General features: G+C 72.9%; 1 protein-coding gene. It reads right to left on the reverse strand.

Annotated features, from left to right (window positions below; translation table 11 throughout):
- A partial coding sequence (locus tag AC1DWF_RS34055; RefSeq protein WP_476842901.1) for a CoA transferase occupies window positions 1–746 on the reverse strand: 746 nt, incomplete at both ends.

Consider the following 746-nt stretch of genomic DNA (forward strand, 5'->3'; position numbering starts at 1 on the left):
TCCCCTCTGCCGCTCGCAGGTCGAGCCGGGCGCAATGCTTGCCGAGCGTGATCTCGGGAATGACGCCCAGCTCGTCCCATCCTGGCGGATCGATGCGCAGCACCTCGGCGCCGAGCAGCGCGAGGAAGCGGGTCGCGACCGGCCCGGCGAGGACGCGCGTCATGTCGAGCACGCGCAGGCCGGCGAGAGGGCGGGACGGATCGAAGGGCCAGTCGCGCTGCGGCGCCGTGCCGGTGGCCTCGGTCCACAGCACAGGTTCTTTCGCGACCGCCTGGCCCTGCGGGTGTTTCGCCCATTCCGCGAGCGACCGCATCGTCGCGGCGCAGCCACCGGCGGCGACGATCGCGGCCTCCAGCTCATCGGCCTTCCACGTCGCGACGGCCTTGGCCACCGCCTCCTTCTCGGGCGGCGCCTGCAGGACGGAGAGGGCGGCGGCGCGATGGTGCGGCGCATTGGTATGCAACTTGATCCAGCCCTCTCGCGTCGCGTAGTCGCCCGCGACCACATCCCAGCTCGCCGGCATCTTCCAGCCGTGCGGCTGCAGCGACCAGCCGAACCAGAAGGAGGCGTGCCGGCGATCCACCGTGACCTCCGGCACCCCGCCGGTACGCGCGCCCACCAGCTCCGCCGCCGCCAGCCCGGCCGCAGCGACCGAGGCCGCGGCGAGGCCGGTGGTGGCGAAGACCGATTTCAACCCGCCCTCGCCAGTGAAGCGCACCTGGGCGAGATGAACGGGATCCCCGCCG

The sequence above is a fragment of the Aminobacter sp. P4_D5 genome (genome assembly GCF_056401815.1).